This window comes from Thiosulfatimonas sediminis, from assembly GCF_011398355.1.
GTDB classification, from domain to species: domain Bacteria; phylum Pseudomonadota; class Gammaproteobacteria; order Thiomicrospirales; family Thiomicrospiraceae; genus Thiomicrorhabdus; species Thiomicrorhabdus sediminis_A.
The window spans coordinates 1,156,544-1,174,843 of the sequence record NZ_AP021889.1 but is presented as its reverse complement, the minus strand read 5'-3'; the positions used below and the strand labels follow the sequence as shown (position 1 = coordinate 1,174,843).

General features: G+C 44.9%; 16 protein-coding genes. 5 read left to right on the top strand and 11 right to left on the bottom strand.

Features of this window, described 5'->3' with window-relative positions; genetic code table 11:
- Window positions 1–55: 55 nt before the first annotated feature.
- Both HRR27_RS05350 and dapA read right to left on the bottom strand, forming a co-directional pair.
- On the bottom strand, window positions 56–1,180 hold the full coding sequence (locus HRR27_RS05350) for an outer membrane protein assembly factor BamC (protein ID WP_173271597.1): 1,125 nt from the start codon (window positions 1,178–1,180) through the stop codon (window positions 56–58).
- A gap of 66 nt (window positions 1,181–1,246) precedes the next feature.
- Window positions 1,247–2,125, bottom strand: a complete 879-nt coding sequence (gene dapA, locus HRR27_RS05345; protein WP_207710560.1) for a 4-hydroxy-tetrahydrodipicolinate synthase — start codon at window positions 2,123–2,125, stop codon at window positions 1,247–1,249.
- 308 nt (window positions 2,126–2,433) lie between these two features.
- On the opposite strand from dapA, the gene HRR27_RS05340 reads away from it, so the two are divergent.
- Window positions 2,434–2,901, top strand: coding sequence for a peroxiredoxin (locus HRR27_RS05340; protein WP_173271595.1), 468 nt, complete (start codon window positions 2,434–2,436; stop codon window positions 2,899–2,901).
- Window positions 2,902–2,994: 93 nt separating this feature from the next.
- Window positions 2,995–4,401 (top strand): PhoH family protein, encoded by a 1,407-nt coding sequence (locus HRR27_RS05335; RefSeq protein ID WP_173271593.1) that lies wholly within the window; start codon window positions 2,995–2,997, stop codon window positions 4,399–4,401.
- A 91-nt stretch (window positions 4,402–4,492) separates the two neighbouring features.
- Here the strand turns inward: HRR27_RS05335 and HRR27_RS05330 are convergent, their stop codons facing one another.
- From HRR27_RS05330 to HRR27_RS05305, 6 genes are all read right to left on the bottom strand, one after another.
- Window positions 4,493–5,446 carry a LysR family transcriptional regulator gene (locus HRR27_RS05330; RefSeq protein ID WP_173271590.1) on the bottom strand — a complete coding sequence of 318 codons (954 nt, stop codon included), beginning with the start codon at window positions 5,444–5,446 and terminating at the stop codon, window positions 4,493–4,495.
- 346 nt (window positions 5,447–5,792) lie between these two features.
- Window positions 5,793–6,824: a potassium channel family protein gene (locus HRR27_RS05325; protein ID WP_173271588.1), complete on the bottom strand. Its 1,032-nt coding sequence runs from the start codon at window positions 6,822–6,824 to the stop codon at window positions 5,793–5,795.
- Window positions 6,825–6,955: 131 nt separating this feature from the next.
- Window positions 6,956–8,203, bottom strand: a complete 1,248-nt coding sequence (locus tag HRR27_RS05320) for an FAD-dependent oxidoreductase (protein WP_173271586.1) — start codon at window positions 8,201–8,203, stop codon at window positions 6,956–6,958.
- 12 nt (window positions 8,204–8,215) lie between these two features.
- A complete protein-coding gene (locus tag HRR27_RS05315) occupies window positions 8,216–9,436 on the bottom strand; it encodes an FAD-dependent monooxygenase (RefSeq protein WP_173271584.1) in 1,221 nt (406 codons plus the stop codon).
- 12 nt (window positions 9,437–9,448) lie between these two features.
- Window positions 9,449–10,762, bottom strand: coding sequence for an aminopeptidase P N-terminal domain-containing protein (locus HRR27_RS05310; protein WP_173271582.1), 1,314 nt, complete (start codon window positions 10,760–10,762; stop codon window positions 9,449–9,451).
- Window positions 10,763–10,789: 27 nt separating this feature from the next.
- Window positions 10,790–11,386 carry a UPF0149 family protein gene (locus HRR27_RS05305; RefSeq protein ID WP_243830888.1) on the bottom strand — a complete coding sequence of 199 codons (597 nt, stop codon included), beginning with the start codon at window positions 11,384–11,386 and terminating at the stop codon, window positions 10,790–10,792.
- Between the two features lie 176 nt (window positions 11,387–11,562).
- Between HRR27_RS05305 and HRR27_RS05300 the strand changes: the two genes are divergently transcribed.
- Both HRR27_RS05300 and HRR27_RS05295 read left to right on the top strand, forming a co-directional pair.
- The gene (locus HRR27_RS05300; protein WP_173271580.1) at window positions 11,563–11,868 is read left to right on the top strand and encodes a cell division protein ZapA; all 306 of its coding nucleotides are present in this window, start codon (window positions 11,563–11,565) and stop codon (window positions 11,866–11,868) included.
- 368 nt (window positions 11,869–12,236) lie between these two features.
- Window positions 12,237–12,953 carry a 5-formyltetrahydrofolate cyclo-ligase gene (locus HRR27_RS05295; protein ID WP_173271578.1) on the top strand — a complete coding sequence of 239 codons (717 nt, stop codon included), beginning with the start codon at window positions 12,237–12,239 and terminating at the stop codon, window positions 12,951–12,953.
- Window positions 12,954–12,955: 2 nt separating this feature from the next.
- Here HRR27_RS05295 and HRR27_RS05290 read toward each other — a convergent pair whose 3' ends face one another.
- Both HRR27_RS05290 and tsaE read right to left on the bottom strand, forming a co-directional pair.
- Window positions 12,956–14,785, bottom strand: a complete 1,830-nt coding sequence (locus tag HRR27_RS05290; RefSeq protein ID WP_173271576.1) for an N-acetylmuramoyl-L-alanine amidase — start codon at window positions 14,783–14,785, stop codon at window positions 12,956–12,958.
- A gap of 163 nt (window positions 14,786–14,948) precedes the next feature.
- Window positions 14,949–15,455: a tRNA (adenosine(37)-N6)-threonylcarbamoyltransferase complex ATPase subunit type 1 TsaE gene (gene tsaE / locus HRR27_RS05285; RefSeq protein WP_173271574.1), complete on the bottom strand. Its 507-nt coding sequence runs from the start codon at window positions 15,453–15,455 to the stop codon at window positions 14,949–14,951.
- Between the two features lie 86 nt (window positions 15,456–15,541).
- On the opposite strand from tsaE, the gene queG reads away from it, so the two are divergent.
- A complete protein-coding gene (gene queG, locus HRR27_RS05280) occupies window positions 15,542–16,750 on the top strand; it encodes a tRNA epoxyqueuosine(34) reductase QueG (protein WP_173271566.1) in 1,209 nt (402 codons plus the stop codon).
- Between the two features lie 4 nt (window positions 16,751–16,754).
- Here the strand turns inward: queG and HRR27_RS05275 are convergent, their stop codons facing one another.
- A complete protein-coding gene (locus HRR27_RS05275; protein WP_173271564.1) occupies window positions 16,755–18,113 on the bottom strand; it encodes an anti-phage deoxyguanosine triphosphatase in 1,359 nt (452 codons plus the stop codon).
- Between the last annotated feature and the right edge of the window lie 187 nt (window positions 18,114–18,300).

Below are 18,300 nucleotides of genomic sequence, written 5' to 3'. Positions count from 1 at the left end.
TTTGTCCTTTCAAAAAAACAAAACCCTCGACTAAGGAGGGTAAGTAGGTTTCAGATTATTTCGCCAATAATCCGAGACTTTCAAATAAATATTTTCGCTGCGCCGGTGTTAGCGGCACATCACCTTCAAGGGCGCTGGCACGCAAAATGGTACTGCCATCATCAGATGTACTCAATGTCATTGCTACACGACTTGGCAGAGCCTTTTTATCGCTATCGCGCCAAAATGCCAATCCAGACAATAAACCTTCTTCAGTACGAATATCCGCTGGAACATCGAGCTGCATGCTGCCATTACCTTTGCTCGACTTAAAGACATTCCAGCCCGAACGGTATGCCATCGCTTGCAGATAAGACCAAGACTCGTCAATGCCTGCGGTAAATTTCAGACCACTAAATTCTTCACCATCCAAAGTTTCGACTTTATTTTCAGTGGCTTGCAATTGCGCCAAAGCCTGTTCACTACTGGAACCGAAAAATACCATCGCTTGATATAACGCTTGCGCCTCAATAACTGGACTATAAGGACGCATTGTCCAATTAGCGGAATTCAAACTTTCGTTACGATCGCCAGGAGCAACCATTTCGCTGTGATTAATAAACACCTTGGTCACACCACGTACCGAATCGGTTTCAACACGGGCGATAAATTTGTCGTAAGCACCTTTGGCAATTTCTGGACGCCAGCTATTGAATAAACGCGTTAAAGGGCCATTTTCTTTGGCTATTGGCGCTAATTCTTCACGCGCAATATAGTCCGTTTTGATAATACCAATGTCTTTACGCGCTTCCGCAATTTTAAAACCTGCGCTGGTAAAGTATCGCTCAACCCCACGCCACACCTCATCCGAATTAGCTGTCGCAAATTCTAACCAACGCTCGGAGAGATTACCGTTAATCGATAATCCTTGCGCACGAAAGGTCGGAATTGTTTGCGCTGCTTGCTGTTTTGCAATCGCTTGATTCGCTTGCTGCAACGCTGGAGATAATTGGCTATCTGCTTTTCCTGGGTTAAACAGATTCGGCGGCATCTCGAGATTTTTAACCGTCTTGGCTTCGGTGTCACGGTAAGAGTCGTCAGAACCAAACATATTGTTTAGCGTTGAACACCCAGTCAGACCTAGCGTTCCGAATGTCATTGCCAGCGTTGTCGCAAGCAGTGTTTTTTTGGCAAAGCGCATAAACTTGTTAACCTTAATATTGTGCTGAATGAGAAGAATAACCGCGCCCAGAAACCATGGGCAAAATTAAGTAAGAAGACCTGCTTTTTGTAGAGCGGCACGGACTTTCGGCTGAGCCTGCTCGCTGAGCACGGTTAAAGGTAAACGAATACTCAGCCCAATCATCCCCATTGCGAATAAGGCCCATTTAACCGGAATCGGGTTCGCCTCAACGAACAAATCTCGGTGCAAATCGGTTAAGGGCGCATCAATCTGATGGGCTTTATCGGCTTCACCGGCCAAAGCGGCAGCATACGCATCACGCAGAATTTTCGGGGCAACATTCGCCGTCACGGAAATACCGCCGTGTCCACCAGCTAATATAAAATCAACCGCTGTGGCATCATCACCGCTGTATAATGCAAAATCTTCACTCACACCAGCTTTGATGACCGCCACACGAGACACATCACCGGTCGCTTCTTTAATACCGATAATATTGTCAATTTGCGCCAAACGAATGACCGTTTCACTGCTCATATCAACGGCAGTACGACCCGGAACATTATAAAGAATCTGCGGAATATCTACGGTTTCAGCAATTTTTTTAAAGTGCTGATACAGACCTTCTTGAGTCGGCTTATTGTAATAAGGCGTCACTAATAGACAAGCATCTGCCCCTGCTTGCTTTGCACATTGCGTCAGTTCAATCGCTTCTCGCGTTGAGTTGGCACCGGTACCAGCAATAACCGGAATACGACCTGCAGCTTTTTCAACCACAAACTTCACGACTTCGCAGTGTTCTTTAAAACCTAAAGTAGCCGACTCGCCGGTTGTGCCAACCGCAACAATGGCATCGGTCTCAGATTTAATGTGGAACTCAATCAGTTCCTGCAGAGCGACAAAATCCACGGATTCATCTTCTAACATCGGGGTGACCAGTGCCACCATACTGCCTGTATACACAGTCAAAGTCTCCAATCCAGTAACGCAATTTCGAAAGACGTAATATTAACCGTTCACCCTTTACACTTCAACAAAATTTCCCTGCCAACTCAGCCTATCTGATTTGCCATGTACGCCCTTCGGGCAAAACGGACAAGCAACCCAAAAAAGGCAATCAAAAAATAGCGATAATTCAAGCCCTATAATTGATCCATCGCTATTGCCTGAGGCTTTTAAAATCGGCATACTGAATAAACCCTGATACGCGATTTAGCCCGTGTATCGATTACGTTCCCACTTTATGACACTGCTCTAAAGGACCCATAACGATGTTAGCAGAGGGCGCAACACTCCCAGATTTCACATTACACGCGACCAGCAACCAAACCCTATGTAACGCGGATTTTGTTGGCCGCTACAGCGTAATTTACGTTTACCCAAAAGACTCCACACCAGGCTGTACAACAGAAGGCTTAGACTTTTCTGCGTTAGCGGATGAGTTTAAACAGTTGAATGCTCAAATTTTTGGCTTATCACTCGACTCACTTCGTCGCCACGAAAATTTTAAAAACAAACAGAATTTTGCATTTGATTTAATCTCTGATCCACAGGCCGAACTCTGCCAAGCACTTGGCGTCTATCAACTCAAAAAGAATTTTGGCAAAGAGTATATGGGGTTAGTTCGCAGTACTTTTCTTGTAGACCCGCAAGGGACGATTATCCGAGTATGGAGCCCGGTAAAAATAAATGGACACGCACAAGAGGTGCTACAGACACTCAAAAATTTGTGTGCGTAAACCTAATATTTAGGTTATTTAATTTAGGTTGCTTAACGTGTGCGATTTTTACACAAGAAACCGCAGATTTGCCGTTCAAAAAAGGATACCACTATGACTAATGAACCACGTCGCTTGTTTATTCTGGATACCAACGTGCTAATGCACGATCCTATGGCACTATTCCATTTTGAAGAACACGATATTTTCCTACCCATGACCGTGTTGGAAGAGCTCGATGCCGGTAAAAAAGGGATGTCCGAAGTGTCACGCAACGTGCGTGAAACCAACCGGCTTATTGACCAAATCATCAGCGATGCCACTTTTGAAGACATTAAAATAGGGCTCAGTTTAGAACGCATCCATCCTAAAGGAGGCACCGATTTTCAACATCTCGGTAAACTTTACTTCGAGACTGAACCACTCATTGCACAACTCCCAACCCATTTGCCAAGCCACAAAGCCGACAACCATATTCTGCAAACAGGCCTTGCCTTAAAAGAACAGTATCCGCAACGCAATGTCACCTTAGTCACCAAAGACATTAATATGCGAATCAAATCCTCGGCAGTGGGATTGCATTCAGAGGACTACTACAACGACCGTGTATTGGAAGATGCTGACTTACTCTATAGTGGTTGGGAAATTTTGCCGGACAACTTCTTTGAAACGCACGGCAGCAGCATGAAATCATGGCTTGATAACGGCAGAACTTTTTATGAGCTCGATGTCGAGCACGATTGCAAATGGTACCCCAATCAAGCCCTGATTAGCGCTAATGATTCCGGCTTTTCAGCCATTGTTCGCGAGGTACAAGATGGCAAGGCTATTTTGGAATATATGCATGATTTTACCAATCCTAATTCTACCGTCTGGGGTATCAACGCGCGTAATGCCGAACAAAACATTGCCATGAATTATTTAATGGATCCTGATATTGATTTCGTTTCCCTGCTTGGGGTCGCTGGGACCGGTAAAACCCTGCTAACCTTGGCTGCCGCGCTGGAACAAACGCTCGACCAAAATATATATAACGAAATTATCATGACTCGTACAACCATTCCGGTCGGTGAAGACATCGGTTTTTTACCAGGAACGGAAGAAGAAAAAATGACTCCTTGGATGGGCGCACTGATGGACAACTTAGAAGTCCTTACCAAAGCCGATGGTCACACCGACTGGGAAAAAGAGACCACTCAACAACTGCTTAACAAACGCATAAAAATCAAATCCATGAACTTTATGCGCGGCCGGACTTTTTTGAAAAAATTCATTATCTTAGATGAGGCCCAAAACCTAACGCCAAAACAGATGAAAACGCTTGTAACACGTGCTGGCGAAGGCACCAAAGTCGTGTGCTTAGGGAACATCGGTCAAATTGACTCGCCTTACCTAACCGAAACCACTACCGGCCTAACGTACATTGTTGACCGCTTTAAAAGCTGGAATCACAGTGCTCACATCACCTTACAACAAGGAGAACGTTCTCGCTTGGCGGAATTTGCTTCCGACAATCTTTAACCTTATTTCCAGCAAGCGACCACCAGTTTCCAGACTCCAAAAACAAAAAAACCGAGCAAATGCTCGGTTTTTTATGCAAACAATTTAGCGATTAACGCCCCATTGTCTTCTGTTCTTCCTCGGTCGGGATACGGAAACCTAACTCTTGAGCACGCGCGCGGCAGTAATTGATAGCAAACTCAAGCAGTTCACCCACGGCACGATGACGGAATTTATGCTTCTGACGAACATGTGAGAACGGACGCAAAATCGGAGGATCCAGCGGAATCGCCTTAAGCGTTCCCAACTTCAGTTCTTTAACAATGGTTGTACGTGATACAACGGCAACCCCTACATCGGACTCAACCGCCATCTTCACAGACTCAGGACTACCCAACTCCATGACCACGCTCAAATCGCTGTAACTCAAACCTTGTTCACGAATATACGCATCAATTACCTGACGCGAACCGGAACCTTCTTCACGAGAGATGTACCCATATTTACGGAAATCTTCTACCGTTACTTTATCGCGTTTTGCTAGCGGATGATCCAATGGGCAAATCAACTGCATCTCATCGATACGACAAACATCCACTTCCAAATTTTTGTTCTGTACCGGCGCTTCAACCAAGCCAAGATCAATCATATTGTTCTCAACCATTGAAACAATCGCATCGGTGTTACCCACTTGCAGACGAATATTGACATCTTCATACTGCTTTTTAAACGCACCCAACAAGCTTGGCAACATATATTCGGCAATTGTCGTACTTGCACCAATCACTAAGGTTCCGGTTACTTCACCCGTCAATTCACGAACTTCAGAATTCATCTTTTCATAGAGTTCAAGAATTTGGTCGGCATAGTCATACACAACTTTACCAGCATCGGTTAAGGTGATTTTATTGTGGGTTCGGTCAAAAAGGCGGGTGTTAAAAAAATCTTCTAACTGCTTAACTTGGAAGGTAACCGCAGGTTGAGTCATATGGAGGGTCTCAGCAGCTTTGGTAAAACTCATTACCTTCGCGACGGTATGAAATACCTGAAGACGTCTATCAGCCATCTGCTCTATCCTTATTGTTATTAATTTTAAAAAAATTAGCGGTGAATATAGGCTTTTCGATAAAAAAAGTCAATCGTCTTCGATAAAACGATAAAGCCAGCTTTTAGGCTTATGAAGTTATTAAATCACAATCCACCGAGGGCGGTTGTAAATTCGAAATAACTTAGCGAGACACATTAAGTCAGCCCAATTAACTTAAGCGAGGCGTTGCAAAGAGCAAATTATGGGCTTCCACGAAATGCATAGCAAATCTATGGATGAAAGGGATTGCATCAAAGCGACCTTTGCAAGCCTCACGCGTAGGAACTCACCCCACGTCTCATCAGACGCTATCAGTCTGCAGCGATTACCTTAATTTGCGTTTAACAGACAGCAGTTCATGCTCAATGTCTTGAAGCGCACTAAGATGCGGCGAACTAAATGGCGATGGGCCAACGTGGGAGTATGGATTAGCACGCCCTTCATTACTAATAGAAGGCTGATCACTCGATTCTTTCAAAGTGGTAAATTCCTCCGGAACTGGATCGGCTTTTTGCTGCATATCCAACAAATACTCCTCCAACGCGCGGTAACGGTGCAACTCCTCTTTTAAGCGATCGATTTGCTGAGTCGAGTGCAACATAATGCTCTCGACATGCTTCTCATTCTGAAGACTTTGAGTAGCCAAGCGTTTTTCAGTTTGGCGCACATAATTCAGTATCTCGCGCTCCAATTTACGCTGATCCGAACCGATTAAAAACGCAGAGAAGTTCGCCGTAACCAACGAAAAGAACATCACTCCAAAAACAATAAGCACTGAACCAAAAATCCGCCCTTCTTGGGTAAGAGGCACCACATCACCGTAGCCAACGGTGGTAATCGTCACGAGTGCGTACCAAATACCATCAATAATCGGACGTTGTTCGATATAGGAGAAGATGCCACCCGAGCCGATGACCAAAAAAGCAAACCCAGAAAGAATCTGTCCAAAACGATTGCGTTTTAACAAAAGTAACACATCTTGAAAAAAGGTCGACACAAAGCGCAGAAACAGCACCAAACGTAAAGCCCTGAAGATTAACGCCCAGTCCCCTTGCCAGGATATCCACGGCGCCGCAACCAATACAATTAATACACTTAACCAGTTATGCAGCAAATAGCGCGAACGATCTTGTACAAGGATTAAATTAACAACCAGTTCCGCGACAAAAACCCCCCACAAAACCCTGTCCAACCAAGCGTATTCTATTGGAAAATGGGTATAGGAAAGTACCAGCTGCAAAAAAACCAGAAGGACCGCAATCGCCACCAAATATTCAAAAGTGCGTCCAACACTGCGCGCGCGCGGACTCTCTTTTCGATGAACGCCAGCAACACCTAATAGAGCTTTTAAATTCATGCTGTAATTCCGGTTACGCCCTTAAAGGCGGAAATAAATCCGATATAAATGATTCTTTAATAAAAAATTAAGAGCCCATTTAAGAACAGTACACATTAACAATCTGTGAATTGATTCACAAAGACAATCGATTAAATGGCATACAACTGCGCCAAACTGGGCAAAGCCTCACGACCATTCAACGCTTGTTCCATCAGCCAGTTCTTGCCAGGTTTAAAGTGATTAACGATAGGCAACACCCCTTGGCGAACACCATTTTTAAGCGCATTGTCTTGATAAAACCAAGCAAACCACTCCATCGAGCGCTGCACCAACGCATTATCTCCGCGGCGCCAACGCTCATATTTTCGCAAGCAAGCCAATGTTGAAAAATCCCGATTCGCTTGTTTCGCAGCACTTAAAACATCGACAAGTGCAGCCGCATCCAACAACCCAAGATTCACTCCTTGTCCAGCTTGCGGATGAATCGTGTGTGCCGCATCGCCGATTAAAGCCAAACCGTGTTTTACATAATGATTACTATGCTGGCGAATCAAAGGAAACGCGCCGCGCTGACCGACCTCAACAACCTGACCCAATCGATAATCAGAGGCTTTACCAAGCGCTTGAGCAAATTCTGCATCACTCAACGATAACGCCCATTGCTGCTTTTCAATGGGTAAGTACCAAGCAATAGAGCTGTAATTATTCCCCATAGACAGATACGCAAAAGGGCCGTTTTCGGTATAACGCTGCCAACACGTGTCCTGATGCGGCAATTCCGTCTTAACAATACCAACTACTGCACACTGATCATAATCTTGCCGATTTAAGCCTATATTCGCAAGCTGACGAATCTGCGAACGTCCACCATCGGCGGCAATCACCAACCGGGCTTGCAATGTTTTATCGTTATCTAAACTGAGCTTAGCAATCGCATCATCAGCATTTGGCAATTGTAAATCGATGATCTTACTGCCCAGTGATACAGCCAAATTCGGCTCTCGAGCAAAGCCCTGCCAAAGCGCACTCTGAATCAAATCATTTTCAATGATATAGCCCAAATTCGCTTCGCCAATTTCAGCTGCATTGAAAGTGACCTCCGCTGAACTAAAGGCATCCCAAACGTGCATTGATCGAAACGGATGGTGGCGATTTTGAACAATAAATGACCAAACGTTCAAGTTTCGCAAAATATTTTCTGAGGCCCGGGTCAAGGCACTAACACGAATCCCGACAGGCGTTTGTCGATTCCAATCCATATTGGGCGCTTGCTGCTCTAAAACCAAAACCGAAAAACCGTTTTTAGCTAAACCTAAAGCCGCTGCAGCACCAACCATGCCGCCACCAACCACCACCACATCCCATACTTGTTGATAAATGTCTGCTTGCGTAGCCATTCAATGTCACCCTTATCCTTTGCCCATTGCAAAACGCGAAAAACGTTTTTTTACTGCCGGCAGTGCTTGCAATGCCATTAAACCAAGGCCGCGCAAATGCCCGACTAAAGGAGATGAATGCTGAAAAACACTGATCAAACTGTCGGTCATACCCAGCACGTTCTGATGGTCTGGTTGACGTAACGCCGCATAATTTTGTAAAAACTTCTGGGACGATAACTGCTCTACCGACTGAGTCGGCGGCAGATTTAACTGCTCGATTTGGTTGAGTAAAACCGCAATATCGCGAATCCCCAGATTCAGGCCTTGAGCGGCTACCGGATGCTGTGTATGCGCGGCATTTCCTAGTAACAGTGCGTGCCCTTGCGTAAAATTATCGACATACGCCTCTTTTAACGGATAAGCCAAACGCGGACTAATACCAACAAAACCACCTAAACGCTCACCCATTTTGTCAGCGAATTTCTGCAAATAAGCTTGATCATCGAGCGCCATCACCTCTGCCAGCTGCGTTTGTGGAATCACCATCACCGCCTTATGCTGATGACCGTTCATCGGCAATAAAGCCACAGGACCATCCAAGGTAAACCGTTCATAAGACCAACCCTGCGGGTGTTGCTCTGTTTCGATTTGCGCTAAAACCGCATAGGCATCATACGATTTTTCTTGCAAAGCCAATCCAAGCGTCTGACGAACCATCGACTGAGTCCCATCAGCGCCGATAATTAAACGCGCGTAAAATTCTTGTAAAGCACCATCAAGAAGAACTTGGGCGCAAATCGGCAACGGCTGATTAGCATCATCACTAAACCCCTCTAATACAGCCGGTGCAAAAACTTCCACGGCACTCTGCGCTTGAACTGCCTGCCATAAAACACGCCCCAAATCTCGTCCTTGCACACTAAAACCTAACGCATTCACCCCCATTTCACGCGCATGAAGAGTGGTAATGCCTAAATACCCTTTTTGCGAAACGTGCACGTGTTCAATTGCAGTGGCAAAGGGTTTTAGCGCTTGCCAAACGCCCAGTTTATGCAAAACTTCAATTGAGCCAAACGATAAGGCCAGTACTCGACCATCAAACGCATTATTGGTTGAATGGCTTGCGGTTTCATCCTGCAAGGGCTGCGCTTCCAGTAATCGAACCTGCATACCTTGCTGGCCTAAACCCAATGCCAATAAAAGACCGATCGGCCCACCACCAACAATAAGCACATCTGAACTATTCTGCATACTTTACTAACCTCATTTGTGCGAATGTTCAACAAACCACTGTTCAATCTCTGCCACAGTACGCGGCAAACCGGCAGTTAACACTTCACACCCTTTTTCGGTAACCAATACATCGTCTTCGATTCGAATCCCAATATTGTGCCATTTTGCAGACACATTCTGATGCCGATCCGAAACATACAAACCAGGTTCAACGGTAAGCACCATACCAACTTCCAGCGGACGCCATTCCCCATCGATTTTATACTTACCAACATCATGCACATCCATTCCCAACCAGTGGCCAGTGCCGTGCATAAAAAATTCGGTATAAGCCTTGTCCGCGACAAGCGTCGTCAAGTCGCCTTTTAGCAACCCCAGATCCAACAACCCAGCGGTCAAAATCCGCAAGGTAGTCTGATGCAAATCGCCATAAAGCACACCAGGTTTAATCATTTGGATAACCGCTTGTTGCGCTTTTAATACCAAGCTGTAAAGCGCCGCTTGTTCAGTACTGAACTTACCTGACGGCGGAAAAGTATGCGTAATATCCCCCGCATAGCCGTGATACTCTGCACCAGCATCAACCAGTAGCAAAGCATTGCTTTGTAGAGGCGCATTGTTTTCTGTGTAATGCAAAATACAGGCGTTTTCACCACTGGCGCAGATTGAATTGAAAGCCACTCTTTGCGCACCATGCTGATAAAAAGCATTTTCCAGCGCGATTTGCACCGTGCGCTCACTGTTGGCACTTGCTGCCACAGCCATCGCCGCCAAATGCCCTTGCACCGAAATCTGCGCCGCTTTACGCATTAACTCAATTTCGCGATGATTTTTAATTAAACGCTGTTCGTGCAATAGAACATCAAGATCGAACAAAGTGGTCGGGCTATCCACGCCTTTGCGCACTTGCTTTTTAAGTTGTTCAATCAAAGGCGCAATGATCTCCGCCCATTCGGAAAAATCACTAAAGCTGACGAGCAACTGCTCACTGCCGATTAACAACTCCGGCAACCATTCATCTAATTCTTCGATGGAATAGGCCTGATCGACCTGTAACGTGGCGGGGGCGGATTCCACGCCTAAACGCCGCCCTTGCCAGATTTCTTGCTCTAAATTTTTTGGGCGCAAAAAAATAGTCGTTCGTTCCTCGCCATCAATTTTACTCATCAATAGTAAGGCATCTGGCTCACTGAATCCTGTTAGATAGAAAAAGTCGCTATGCGCCCTAAAAGGAAACTCAACATCGCGATTACGTATTAACTCTTCGCCGGACTTAACCAATACAGCGCTGTTATCTTTTAAGCGGCTAAATAAAGTCTGGCGATTTAAGACAGGTGCGTGCATTTATTCTCCAAAGCAGCAAAAGCAATATTAATGAAGTTGGTATTCACTATCCGGAACACTCATAATCGGCGCGGCATCTACGGGGTTCAATTCTTCATTTAGAGTCAGAATTCCCACTTTGACAAACTCAGATAACTCCATTAAATCTTGTTCAATCTGCTCAACATCGGCCTCTTTTTCCAATTCACCTAAAGCACTAACATCAATTCGGGCAATTTCGCTTAAATCATTAATCAGCTCGCGTACCGATTCATTTAATGTTTTTTCCATTTCATTCAATCCACCACCCAGACCTACGCCATAAATCAATCCCTCGCATAACTGCCCTAACATGGCAGCGCGCATTACCAAGGAATCCCCGTCATCTGGCAGGCATAAAGCCAATTCAAACCCGGAACCATTTAACCCCTTATTGGTCTCAAGAAACATCTCATGCAGTGCAATCAAGAACGACTCTTTAACTGACTTAACTTGCGCTTCTTCTAATATTCTACGAATCCATACCGATTCTTGAATATCACTATCAACACACAATAAGCCGATAAGCATGCCCTGTAAAAAGGACGGCGACTCTAATTCCGGATAAGGCGTTACCGCTTCGTTTAGGCGCTGAAAATCCATCATTTTCTTCTCTTGTTAAAGCTGTTTAATTGGGGAATAATACCATATCTAATATTATCTAACACTTGGCAAAGCGCCAACTTCAACCCTTTTGCGTACCAACAAAAACAAGACATAACGCAATTGAAAAAATTTTGCTGAAACCAACCAAAAACTTCAGCCGCTTTAGGAGCTACACCATGATCGAAATCAATATGATGGGGCATCGTTTTAAATTCCAATGTGAAGATGACGAACGAACTCGCCTTGTAGAAGCCGCCAACATGGTTGAAACACAAATGCTGAAGTTACCCAAAGAGAGTCGTAACGAACGAAATTTATTGATGGTTAGCATTAATATCGCTTATGAATTGCTTCAACTTAAAGATGAGGCTTATCACAACGCGTCAGATATGAAAGCCAAAATTGATGCTATTCATGCGATTTTAACCAACGCGATTGAGCAACAAACACAACAATCGTCAACCGAAACCTCCGTTAATTAAACCAAAGCCACTTTCTCAAAAATTATAAAGGCAGAGCAAAGGCTTATGCCTTTCTAGTGAGAGACCGCCCAAAAGTCCGCGCATTTAACTGTATCCGCCGCGCCATAACACTAAATATCCTTTAAGTTTTTTGGTAACACTCAATAATTTTGCTTTTCTACTCGAGTTATCAATTTTCTCAATCAACAGTTTTGTTATAATGCCAGCAAGGCATATGGTCACGGGTTTAAACCCCGTTCCGATACTTACTAAATTGGGGCCAGACACCTTAAGTGGTGTGCATCTCGTTAGCGTCAGCTAACCCGGGAAGCCTAAACTTTTTGTGGGAGGCTGCCACCTTGAACTTAACGGTTCAGGGATTTTAGCTCGTGCTATATGCTTTATTTCTTACCCATGTCTTGGCAAATATCGCTACACTAGTGATTAAGATTAATAACGTCTCTCTGCTATTTATGCCTTCAACGCCGACTACATTCAGCAAAGACCTACGCCAACAATTACGCCATCAACGTCGTCAATTAACCTCAGCCACACAACAGCAGCACGCACAACAAGCCCTAAAAAATGCACAACAACTGCTTGCCTCGAACGCCTTTAATCATCCACAAAACATCGCTCTCTTTATCTCTCAAGACGGTGAATTAAGCAGTCAGAATTTGATTCAATATTTATGGCAAAACACTTCTCATCGTGTCTACTTACCGGTTTTACAGCAGCACAGCGAACAACCAATGACATTTGCGCTCTATCGACCTGACAGCCAACTCAAAAACAATCGCTTTCACATTCCAGAACCATTCAATACAAGCACTATAAGCGCAAGCCAACTCGACTGGGTTTTCACCCCTTTAGTGGCGTATGACGATTCCGGCAATCGAATGGGCATGGGTGGCGGCTTTTATGACCGAACCTTTGCGTTTAAGCAGCACCAACACAAAAATACCAAGCCGCATTTAATTGGCTGGGCACACAGCTTGCAAAAAATCACCACACTGCCAACGCAACCGTGGGACATTCCACTTTGTGGTGTTATTAACGAAATACAACTCGAATGGTTCTACGGCCGTGAACCATTGAACGATTGACATTAACTGATTTGATCAATACGCGCTAACAAATCCGGCGTAACAGGAATACGTAAGCGCTTGCCCAACTGCAAACGATTACTGTTTTGAATTTGATTATGATATTTAATTTTTGCGATCGAAACATTAAACTTTTTGGCTATCATGGTTAGGTTATCGCCTTTACGCACCTCATAACGTACAAACAACGTGTTGGTTCCTTGTATCGGAACTTGGCGATAATTTTTCACATAACGACTTAATCCTGCCACTATCGCATTCGCCATTTGTTTTTGAAACAGCGGGTTCATCAAATTGCGAGCCTCGTTCGGATTGGAGATAAACGCTGTTTCAATCAGCATTGAAGGAATATCAATCGCTTTAAGCACAGCAAATTGGGCCGATTGTACTTGCGGACGATGCATGGTAACGCGCTTACCCATCTCCTCTAACACCGAATTGGCTAATTTCTGACTGTGCTCAATATTAAAACGCCGCGATAAATCACTTAATGCATAAGCAACATCATCATCCAAACCTTTTAAACTCACATCTTGTAGATACGCATTTTCACTCTTTGCCAAGAGCTTTGCCATATGTGAACTCGCCCCTTGACGAGACAAAACATACACCGACCCGCCTTGCACAGTAGGATCATCAAAAGCATCTGCATGAATCGAGATAAATACATCCGCCCCTTTTTGTTTGGCAATTTTTTGGCGCTCACCCAATGGAATAAAAACATCGCGATCACGAATTAAAACCGCACGCATATTCGGCTGAGCGTCAATTAAACGTTTCAGCTCTTTAGCCATCTGTAATGTTGCTTCTTTTTCCATTAAACGGGTTTGTCGGTTAATCGCTCCAGGGTCTTTACCTCCGTGACCAGCATCCAAAGCGACCACCAGTTTTTGATTAGTATCGACTTGCTGTCGAACAATCTGCTCAACACTGGCTTTTATATCCTGATTGGCGGATATTAACGATACATCTTCAGACGTTTTTTCACTGACTACTGGCTCAGATTGAACTAAAGGCGCAACCGGTTTCTCAGCCGATGTTTCCAATGCATTTTCTGGCTGAGCCGCCTGCTGGGTGGCACTCAGTAAAATGTCGATTGACTGCTCAATACTACCTTGTGGCGAATCATCAGGCTTGGCAATCATCTCAGGCGATGGCTCAGTCTTATTGACCAGTGACACAGATGATTCATTTGAGACACCTTGCTTCGCTTGAACCGACTCTGAGCTTGGCTCTGCCGCAGCTGTTTGCACATTTTTTTGCACAATCGGATTTGGCTGTTCAACATGCGTACTTTTCTTCGGAGCGTTGGCTATCACAAACGTTTTTTCAATGGGTTGAGTCTCAACCTCTTTTAAATCAATCACCAAGCGATTAAAGCCCTTAGCATTTTCCGCCAAATGAAAGCTGCTAACATCCAGTGTTTTATGCAATTGCAGCGTGACTTGCGTCTGCTTCCCCTGCTCAGCAACTAACATTTTATACAACCGAGCATCGCTAAATACCTTATCGGTAAAACTGATATTGTTCGCAACGTTATTAAAAACCACCACCACACGGGATGGATTATTCAACATCCGCACTTGAAACTTAGTTTTAGCTTTTAAGTCAAACACGATACGGGTTTTTTGCGCATCCTGTCCAACCCGAACCTGCTGAATAGAGCCCGTTGCAAAGGCTAATGCGCTGTTGAGCAATAACCCCCAAGACAAACCGACCAGGAAGAATAACTTAATCACGTCGCGGTAAAAAGACGCAGGCAAACTCGCTCCCTGTAAAAACAGGCGATGCTGATTCGATTTTACTGTCTGTTTTGCTTTAATTGGCAACACATCAAACCTCCATCTTGATACCTATATAAAACCGTCATGCCATAGCGATGACCATAAATTTCAAGGCAAGCCCAAAATAAGCGCCTTGCAATCCCGCACTGAAGCCAATGAACGCTGGCTGGGGCATCTAATTTTCAAGCAATCTCAATGCCAAAAACCTGACTTAAGGAAAGCGAAAACCTTGAAAAGCCATTTGAGCAGCTAAGCTAGACAATTGAACTGTCGCGTGTCGGCCCTTCTCTAAATACGCTAATTCAATCACCATGTCCGCTGCGGGTAGCACAGGATAACCATTTTGCGGCCACTCAACTAAGGCAATAAACCGCCCTTGCAACAGATCGCGAATGGCCAAATATTCCAACTCCTCCGGATCACACAAGCGATACAAATCAAAATGGTGAATGACTAACGGTCTCTGCGAAACATCCACTGGATAAGACTCTACCAAGGTATAGGTCGGGCTTTTCACCTTTTGATCCGGCAAAAAATGCTGAATAAAAGCGCGCGATAAATACGATTTTCCAGCGCCTAAATTTCCCTTTAAATAGATAACCAAACCGCTCTGTAGCCGATTTTCACTTAGGGCTTTTTCCAGCTGCGTTGCCAGGCCCTGCGCCAAAGATTGACTGGCCGACTCATCTGCCAAGAAAAACTGCAATGAATTTTCCAAAAATATTCTCCGTTAAGCGGAAGCTGCTTATGCTCATTCCGCTCTGCTAAAATAACGATTTTAGTAACAATCGCTGGGATTATTTCATGTCGGATTTAGACGAAACACAACTCGCAAATCTAGCCAGCCAGATTAAAGACTGGGGGCAGACGCTGGGGTTTTCCGACGTTGGCATCAGCGACTGTGACCTAAGCCAGTACGAACCCGATTTCTTTGACTGGCTCGAGCAAGGCAGACATGGCACATTAGACTATATGCAGCGCCATGGAACCTTGCGGACTCGCCCAGCAGAACTCGTGCCCGGTACAGTGCGCATTATCTCCGTGCGCATAAACTATTTTGACGCTAACGCCTACAACGCCCTACAGCAGCTACATCAACCCGAGAAAGCTTATATATCGCGTTATGCACTCGGCAAAGACTACCATAAAGTATTACGCAAACGACTGCAAAAACTAGCGAAAAAAATTGCCGAATATGCGCCGCAACTGCAATTTCGAGCCTTTACCGACAGCGCCCCTGTCTTGGAGCAAGCCATTGCAGCTAAAGCCGGACTTGGATTTATCGGCAAAAACAGTTTAATTATTCACCCACGCGCCGGTTCTTGGTTTTTTCTTGGCGAGCTATACATCAATCTTCCTCTACCGGTTGACACCACGCCCTTGCCTTCAGGATGCGGTCCTTGCACCGCATGTTTAGATGAGTGCCCAACCCAAGCAATTTTGCCAAACAACCAAATCGATGCACGCCGTTGCATCTCCTATCTGACGATCGAATACGATGGCGTGATAGAAGAGGCGCTGCGTCCATTAATCGGCAACCGCATTTATGGCTGTGATGACTGTCAACTGGTCTGCCCGTGGAATCGCTTTGCCGCTTATAGCCAGGAGGGAGATTTTACCCATCGTCATCTTCTTGACAAAATTTCACTACTGGAATTGTTCAACTGGGATGAACATACTTTTTTAAACAACTTTGAAGGCTCACCAATCCGACGCATCGGTTACGCCAAGTGGACACGTAATTTAGCGATTGCGTTAGGGAACCTTAACCAAAAAACCACCCCCAAAAGCACTTTGACACAAGCACTGAATGCCGTTAATACCAAAATCAACACACTCGGCGCTATGGTTGATGCGCATTTGAATTGGGCGCAACAGCGACTTAACGAACAACTTCAAACAACCGATGCACAAAGTGCTTTAACAAACATTGGCATTGAAGTACTTGCTCCACAAGACATTCAACCCTTTAAAGTCCGAAAATACCACTATCCGAAAAATCGCGGTAAATAAGGGCTTATAACATATCAAAAATCGATCCTTGCGTCGGCGTAAACAGCTTGGCATATAAACGCGATGCGTAAGTATTCGTCATCCCCGCGATGTAATCAGAAATAACTCGTTGCTGCTGCTGCTCACTCTCTTGCACCAGATATTTCGCATAATTTTTAGAAGGCAAAAGCGCACTTGGATTTGCTCTCAGTGACTTAAACAACTCCAAAACAATCAACTGCCCTTTGTATTCCATCTGCTTAACTTCGGCAATTGTGATGACATTTTCAAAGACAAACTTTTTCAGCAATTCCAATACCGCCATCGCCCCCTCTTCCAATTTCGCTTGATAAGCTAAAAGCGGGTGAGAAAATTGCGGATTCACATCCATATAAATCGCTTCAACCATAATGCCGACCATCTGGCTGACCGCGTGTTTTCGCGCCTTAGAAGAATCACTAAATAGGCGTTCAGTCATTTTATCGTCCCACAACGGATATTTAGCAAACACATCACTTTCCATTACTTGTGCCTGCCAACGCTCGCGACGCACCATTTTCATGGTCACGGCATCTTCCAAATCATGAATACCGTAAGCAATATCATCTGCCAGTTCCATAATCGTTGTATCTAAGGCTTTATATTGCGTGCGATTGTGGCCACCAATACTTGGTGCAACTTGGGTAAAGCGCGTTCTATCAGCCAGATTAAAGGGCTCTAAGGCCCACTCAAGCATGTAGTTTTCTTCGGCATATAAGCTTTTCGGGGGCGTCCAACTCGCAAAATCCAACACTCTAAAATCTTGCGCATCCGGGCGCATCAGCTTCTGTTGATAATCCTCGCTTTGCGACAGAACATCTTGATAAATTGCCGGATACTTCATTACGCCCAGTGTCGTTCGGCGCGACAAATCCAATCCATTGTCATGCGTATACTCGCCAAGCTTGGCTAAAATCCGTAACGTTTGTGCATTCCCCTCAAAGCCACCGAAATCGCGCATCATGTAATTAAGCGCGACTTCGCCACCATGTCCGTAAGGTGGGTGACCCAAGTCATGCGCCAAACAGATCGCCTCAATTAAATACATCGACGGCAACCAACGCACATAGTCCTGTTCAACCCCCAAGGCATCGGTGCCAACCGTGATCAACTGCTCCACCAACCCAGAGCCAATTTGCGCCACTTCCATTGAATGAGTTAAGCGAGTCCGAAAAAAATCCGACTCATTCAAACCAAAAATCTGTGTTTTGGCCTGCAAACGACGAAAAGAAGCCGAGTGAATGACTCGTGCCCGATCGCGTTGATAGACAATACGGGCTGCCCTTGGTGTTTTATCGGACAAGAAATCGGTATAGCGTTGCGTCCATTCCATTTGGTCTAACATAGTGTTTTCCTTATCAGCCGCTTGGCGGTTGCGTGCTGTCGCACAAATACTACCCGAAAAGAATCTTGTTTAAAATCAAACATATTAAAACCGTTTCTCAAATTATTTCCAAGCATTAGCGGGAATTTTATGGCAATTTTAAGCGCCTTTAAATCCGCGTTTTATTATGCAACGCATTTTTTACCGA